Annotated in this window: 8 protein-coding genes; all 8 read left to right on the top strand. The window is 37.5% G+C overall.

The features are described 5' to 3' along the window. Positions 1-243: 243 nt before the first annotated feature. The 8 genes from DW981_RS13850 to DW981_RS13805 all read left to right on the top strand — a co-directional run bounded on the left by DW981_RS13850 (position 244) and on the right by DW981_RS13805 (position 6322). On the top strand, positions 244-837 hold the full coding sequence (locus DW981_RS13850) for a hypothetical protein (RefSeq protein WP_243034772.1): 594 nt from the start codon (positions 244-246) through the stop codon (positions 835-837). Positions 838-845: 8 nt separating this feature from the next. Continuing rightward, positions 846-1223 (top strand): TnpV protein, encoded by a 378-nt coding sequence (locus DW981_RS13845; RefSeq protein WP_118508148.1) that lies wholly within the window; start codon positions 846-848, stop codon positions 1221-1223. Between the two features lie 88 nt (positions 1224-1311). Further along, the gene (locus DW981_RS13840) at positions 1312-1761 is read left to right on the top strand and encodes a MarR family transcriptional regulator (RefSeq protein WP_118508147.1); all 450 of its coding nucleotides are present in this window, start codon (positions 1312-1314) and stop codon (positions 1759-1761) included. Next, positions 1754-3109, top strand: coding sequence for an MATE family efflux transporter (locus DW981_RS13835; RefSeq protein WP_118508146.1), 1356 nt, complete (start codon positions 1754-1756; stop codon positions 3107-3109). The genes DW981_RS13840 and DW981_RS13835 overlap by 8 nt, the downstream gene beginning before the upstream one ends. An 873-nt stretch (positions 3110-3982) precedes the next feature. Then, positions 3983-4294, top strand: coding sequence for a hypothetical protein (locus DW981_RS13820; protein ID WP_118508143.1), 312 nt, complete (start codon positions 3983-3985; stop codon positions 4292-4294). Between the two features lie 196 nt (positions 4295-4490). Then, a complete protein-coding gene (locus DW981_RS13815) occupies positions 4491-4988 on the top strand; it encodes a hypothetical protein (RefSeq protein WP_118508142.1) in 498 nt (165 codons plus the stop codon). 29 nt (positions 4989-5017) lie between these two features. Further along, on the top strand, positions 5018-5329 hold the full coding sequence (locus DW981_RS13810) for a hypothetical protein (protein WP_118508141.1): 312 nt from the start codon (positions 5018-5020) through the stop codon (positions 5327-5329). Positions 5330-5608: 279 nt separating this feature from the next. Beyond that, on the top strand, positions 5609-6322 hold the full coding sequence (locus DW981_RS13805) for an ATP-binding protein (RefSeq protein ID WP_182434300.1): 714 nt from the start codon (positions 5609-5611) through the stop codon (positions 6320-6322). Positions 6323-6777 lie beyond the last annotated feature (455 nt).

Raw genomic sequence — 6777 nt, 5'->3', positions numbered from 1 at the left:
ATTATAACAGTTTTATAGATATTTAGCTCTCTGAAATTCTAAAAAATCAAGTAATTTTAAGGTGAGGTGGAATTTACCCCTGCACTGGAATTTACTTTTTCAAGTTAGCAATGATATTGACAGTACAGAAATGAACTGCTACTCAAACAGGCGTTAGCCAAGCAGGGGTTTAAGGGCGGCAGTCGTGGAGATACAGAGTGGAGCCAGTGGGTACAGTCCGAAAAAGAACAGCTTTCCGCTGTCATGGAGCGGCACGGCATTGAGTGGGAGCATAAGGGTACGCATGAGAAACATTTATCTGCCCTTGACTATAAAAAGCAGGAGCGGGAAAAAGAGGTTGTTCAGCTTGAGGGGCAGATTTTGGAGAAGAAAGAGGAATTTCAAATATTGTCTGACAGGGTAGAGAATTATGATAAGGGCATTGAGAACTTAAAAACGCTTGAGCAGGTGCTTGACACTTCTCCTGAATATCAGCTACCAGAGCCGCAGGGGTTGATGTCTGCAAAAACGTATAAAAATAAACTGGCAGAGCCTTTGGTACAAAAGCTGAAATCGCTTGTTAAAACGGCTCTTATCAGATGTTTTGAAGCGTATGACAGCTATTATCGGCTGAATATCACAAACAGCAATCTTCACCGTGAAAATGAGAGATTGACAAAAACGAATGAGAAATTAGCGGGAGAGAATGAAAACCTCCGTGCGGAAAACAAAAATTATAAACTGCTGAAAAAGGCGTTCGGAAGTAAACAGATGGACAGCCTTTTAGAGCAGGCAAAGGCAGTACAACAGTCTAAACAGCGTGGGAAACACTTTAGAAATAATCAAGAGGAAAGGTAGGAAACATTATGGAAAACAGGATTTATGATGAAAGAAACGGTCTTTGGTATGCAAAGCAGGGCGACTATTACCTTCCAGAGCTTGCATTACCTTCCGAAAAAGAAAAGCCCATAGGAATATGGGGGCAAAGGCATTTGCAGTATCTCAAAGAGTATAAGCAGTTTGTTTATCTTAATCTGCTGACAAGCGGCAGGTTGAACGAATACCTTGCAAGCGTGGATGAACAGGCAGAGGATATGTTTTCTCGGCTGGTAAAAGAATATGCCGACAGGCAGGGAGTAACAGAACAGCTAAAGGCAGAAAATCAGCTTGAATGGGTCGGGAAAATGAATAATATTCGTAGCAGAGCAGTAGAGATTATAGATGTAGAATTGATTTGTGTTTAGGAGGACAAAGCGGCAGATATAATGTTAAAAGTAGTTGCGTGCGCACGCATATTGATGTATAATACGTTCTGATTGGAGGTATATATCTATGCAACTATTAAAATGGCTTTCCGTAACAGACCGATTTTACAAAATCTATTTGGACAAGCAACTTGCCCCCTATGGAATCAACAACAGTCAATATATGTTCTTAATCAAAATCTGTCGTTCGCCCGGCATTTTACAGGATTCTTTAATGGATATGTTTTATGTTCATCCGAGCAATATTGTACGGACAGTTGCGGCATTAGAAAAGCAGGGAATGATTATGCGTTCCCCAAATGATAAGGATAAGCGGACGTGTAAGCTGTATCCTACGGAACGTGCGCTGTCTGTAATTGATGAGGTACAGACGGTATGCGAAAAGACAGAAGCTCTTTTATTGCAGGGTATGAGCGAATCCGAGCAGAACCTTTTTATGGATTTCTTAATACAGGCGGGCAGAAATATCACATCGGAACTCCATATAGAGAGAAAGGGGGAGGAGTTCAATGACTGAAAATCCTCTGGGCTATGAAAAAATTTCAAAGCTGTTGAAAAATTTTGCTGTTCCCAGTATTGTGGCGTCTCTTGTCGGCTCAATCTACAATATTGTGGATCAGATTTTTATTGGTCAAGGGGTCGGTTATCTGGGAAATGCAGCAACCAATGTTGCCTACCCGTTCTCTACCATCTGCCTTGCTATTGCACTGCTGGTTGGAATTGGCAGTGCTTCCCGTGTTTCCCTCTGTCTTGGAAGGAAAGAGCCGAAAGTTGCCGCCAAAGCAGCGGGAAATGGTATTGTTCTGATGGGGATTTTCGGAATTATTTATTTGTTGGTTGGTGAAGCTTTTCTGTCTTTGCTCCTAAAGGCATTTGGGGCAACGACAGCTGTATTTCCATATGCAAAGAAGTATGCTAGCATAACATTGATTGGAATGCCGTTTCTTATTGTAACGAATGGTATGAGCAATTTGATTCGAGCAGATGGAAAACCAAAGTATTCAATGGTTTGCATGGTTATGGGAGCTATTGTCAATACCATTCTTGACCCTATTTTTATTTTTGCTTGCGATTGGGGGATTGCCGGCGGAGCTTGGGCAACAGTTATTGGGCAAATTTTTTCCTTCATACTCGCACTCCGTTATCTATGGCGTTTCCAAACAATCCATTTTGAAAAAGAGTCGTTTTTATTGGACATCAAAGAAAGCATGAAAATTTGCAGCATGGGAATCAGCAGCAGCTCAAACCAGATTGCAGTTACCGTGATTCAAATCATTCAGTACAATTCGTTGACTTATTACGGCGCATTAACAAAATATGGAACAGATATTCCCTTAGCTGCTTGCGGAATCGTTATGAAAACAAATGCCATAATCCTTGCGATTATTGTAGGAATCTCGCAGGGAACACAGCCGATTATCGGCTTCAACTATGGGGCAAGGCAATACCATCGTGTACGGGAGGCTTACCTGCTTGCGGTAAAATGGAACCTTGTTGTTTCCACTATTGCTTTCGTCGCATTTCAATTTTTCCCGCAATCTATCATTTCGCTATTCGGAGATGGGGACGAGCTGTATTTTGAATTTGCTGTTTTGTTCATGCGTACCTATCTTTTCATGGTGTTGGTAAATGGTGTGCAGTTGCTTTCTTCCAGTTTTTTTACCGCAATAGGAAAATCGTTAAGAGGTGCTCTGTTGGCATTAACAAGGCAGACCTTTTTGTTGATTCCGCTTACCCTGCTGCTCCCGCTTCGTTTCGGAATTATGGGAGTATTGCTTGCGGGACCTGTTGCTGATTTTTCAGCGTTTATGCTATCTGTTGTACTGGTGGGTATAGAATTTAAAAAACAAAAAAATGACATGTAAACAGCAAACACTTGTGAATGTCAAGCACTTTGTTGTTTCGGTTAGCATAGATAGTGCAAATTAAGATGGTATCTGAATAGAAAAATACAGTATGCTAAATATTTTACAAGGCTTGGAATCATGTTAAAAAGACATGATTTCAGGTCTTTTTATGTCTTGATACCTTTTTGATACTTTTTCTCTCAGAAAAAATAAGAAACTATTGTACCTACATTCGTGCCTATCTGGATTATCTGACAAATATTCTTCACAAATCACCGGAAGATGTTTCCTGGGAAGAACTGCGTGATCACATCAGATGGTTACAGAAATCCAGAAATATCATAAAGAAAAACTGTATGATTGGGAAGTAGGGATTTAATCTCTACTTCCTTTTTAGTTTACATAACAAAAATATCCTGTTTATTTTGCCAACTATAATATGAAAGTGATTTTGATAAATTGATGAATGATATGAAAAAGGATGATGCTATCCATTAGTACCACAAAATTTCTTATTGCAGAATTAGCGGTTGCAGATTATAATTTCCATAGGTGGACAAGCAAACCGACAGAATATTATTCTGTGAATAGCAAACCAACCTGCAAACCACCAGAACTGCACACAATAATGAAAAAATGCAATGGTACTGGAATGGTACTAAAAATATGTGAAACGAAAAATAATGTGTGGAAAAGACACATATTATCAATACAAAACAGTATAGATAACCATATTAAAACAACCAGAATCAAACCAAACTTTGCGAGTTTGAATAACGGATTAAAATGCCGAAAGCCTGTATTTATGCGGGTTTCCGGCATTTGTTTTAATAAATGGCTCTAGTTTGGCTCTATTTGTGGGGAGAGTAATATATAATTATTGCAGAACAGATGCAAACAACCATAGCAGAGAACAGCCGGACGGCACTTGACCAGAATGAATATGAAAGAAGATATGCCGACCTTGCAGAAAGGTACAATACCATCAAATCAGAGTATGACAAGATTTCAGAACAGATTGAAAGCAAAAAGGCTCAGAGGGAATTATTCAAGGAATTCATCCGGGCATTGGAAAAGCAGGGTGCTTTGTTAGAAGAATTCAATGAGGGACTTTGGAGCAGTCTGGTGCAGGAAGTGGAGGTAAAGTCAAAGGATGATATACTATTCATTTTTAAGAACGGATTTAAGATAAAGACGAGATAAATTAAATCCTGATTTGACACATATTGTAATGGAAGAAAAAATCCAGAAATTTGATTATAAAAGGTCAGATTCGTCAGTAACCATCGGGCTTGACGGGTTTGACCTTTTATATTGCAGAAATATGACAAAAAATGGATATGCTAATCTGCCGATATAAGGTATACTGAATGTAGCGGAAACAAAAGGAAGGTGCAAAATGGATCACTTATATTATCAGAAGAAGATAAATGACGTAATTGTTAAATGTCCTATTGAGGCAGGAATTGAGATACTTGTATATAACTTATTGGATGAATGTATTTCTAGGGATGATTTTGCTCTTGTAGATATTAATCGAATTTGGAAAAATCAAGATAGCAGATTATTGACTGGAGCGGGTATTTCGGACATAGCAATTCTTTCGACAGATTTTATATTTAAACAAGAAGATGTTGGTAAAGTATATGGGTTTGTTGAAGTGAAGGCAGCGGGCGTTTCATTAGCCGATACTGTTCAAGTATTGGAACAAATGAAAAAGGTGACGCATTTTATTTATACCAATGGTGTAGTGTGGAGATATTACTATAACCAAAAATTGAAATGGGAGAAGAATCTTGGAGTTTCTAAAACCAAATATGCTGTTTCGGAGATTGCAATTGATAAAAATGAATTTGAAGAATTAAGAAAAGAAATTCGAACCATAAGTTGGAAGTAGTACATTAAGAGTATAGAAAGGAAAATGCCATGAAGGTTGAGTTTATTGTAAATGCAGATATAAATGACGAGCGCCAGATTTTTATTCAAGAATCAGAATTTAGAAAAGCAAAAAATAATGAGGAAGAGTATAATAGTTTTGCATTTGCTACTAATTGTTTATTTGCTTTCTATGGCTACCCTGATGATTTCATTAATCCAGATGAATATGAAAAGATATTGTCTTGTCTAGGCAAGGGTGGAGCTGTCATTATTACTATAGTTGAAGAAAGGTATCCAAGGAAGGTATATCCAGAAGTTTTTGTTTCAAATAGTAATAAACTTAAAAGGGTTGATTTGTAATTGTTTACCCCTGCACTGGAATTTACTTTTTCAAGTTAGCCATTTTAAACTTGTTTTCCGCCATTCTCATTCCTTATTGATAAATCATTTCCTCATCTACAATATTCCTCGCACATTCAAAATGTAGCAATCATGATGTTTTGTGAGCATCCGGACCGTTTTTTCCCATACACTTATGTTCAGATGACGTCATTTCCGCAGGGGAGTGTAGAAAATCCAAGTGTAAGCGAGGATTTTCCTAATATTACGGGATCCGTACCACAGATGATTCAGGCAACAATGGAACGATTTAGAAATCTTTTTATACGAGAAAAAGTAATCAAGGTTCCAAATCAGATGGAGGCTTTGAGGATTAAGAATTATCCGTATCAGGCAATTGAGGAGGCTGTTGTTAATGCTTTTTACCATAGAGATTATATGTCTTGTGAGCCGGTAACAATAGAGATAGAGCCGGATTGCATTAATATTATGAATTTCCCGGGAATTGATCGGTCTATATCTGAAAAGACTATAGTGGAAGGTAAGCGATTTGTTTCAAGATACTATCGTAATAGAAGATTGGGGGAATTTTTGAAGGAATTGGATTTGTCAGAAGGTCATTCTTCTGGGATTCCGACAATACAAGAAGAACTGGAAAAGAACGGTTCTCCACGAGCAGAATTCTTTACGGATGAAGATAGACGAGCTATGAGGATTAGAATACCGATTCATCCGGCGTTTTTGGAAGAAAACGAAATAGAAAATGAAAACTTGTTGCAAAATGAAACAAGTTTTGAAACAAGTTTGAAACAAGTTTTGAAACTAAAGGATTTTGAAAAATTAGTGGATGTTATCAGAGAACTAGAAATAAAAAAAGAGATTACAGTTCAGGAAGTAATGAAAATAACTCAGAAATCACGAACAACTGCGTGGCGTTATATGAAGACTCTGATTGAACTAGGTGTTGTTGAGATGAAAGGAAATACGAATAACATGACATATCGTATCAGGTAGATGCCGTGGAGAATGGAGGGAAGTGGAGAGACGGTTACAATTTTTATAATTCGACATATAGAAATACCGTTTATATGTCGAATTGTGTCGAAGGAAAGGAACTGATTTTTACTATAATATGTGATAGTATTACACAAATAGATAACATGAAAATTGTATAATATTGAAGGTGGGACGATTGCGGAACAGACATTTTGGTTGTTGAAAAATTGCAATGATACAATTTGGGGAGATGGAAAATTTATATGTTACATATAGATTTGGATGAGATGCCTCAGAGTTATCTTTCGGATATAAAGGTTCTTAGAGATGAGAAAAGGGTGTCTTGAATAGACAAATCTAATTTATAAAGGAGCTTCCTGTATAATAAAAAATGTGGATGTTGAAAATTGAAAATACCTCAGAGTACAATAAGACTACTGACTTGGCGGTTAGTAAAAATCTTATTGAACAGA

Origin of the sequence: Clostridium sp. AM49-4BH, assembly GCF_003478335.1 — a bacterium.
Classification (GTDB): Bacteria; Bacillota; Clostridia; order Lachnospirales; family Lachnospiraceae; genus Butyribacter.
Note: the sequence above shows the minus strand (reverse complement) of the source record. Positions and strands in the feature narration are given on the sequence as shown.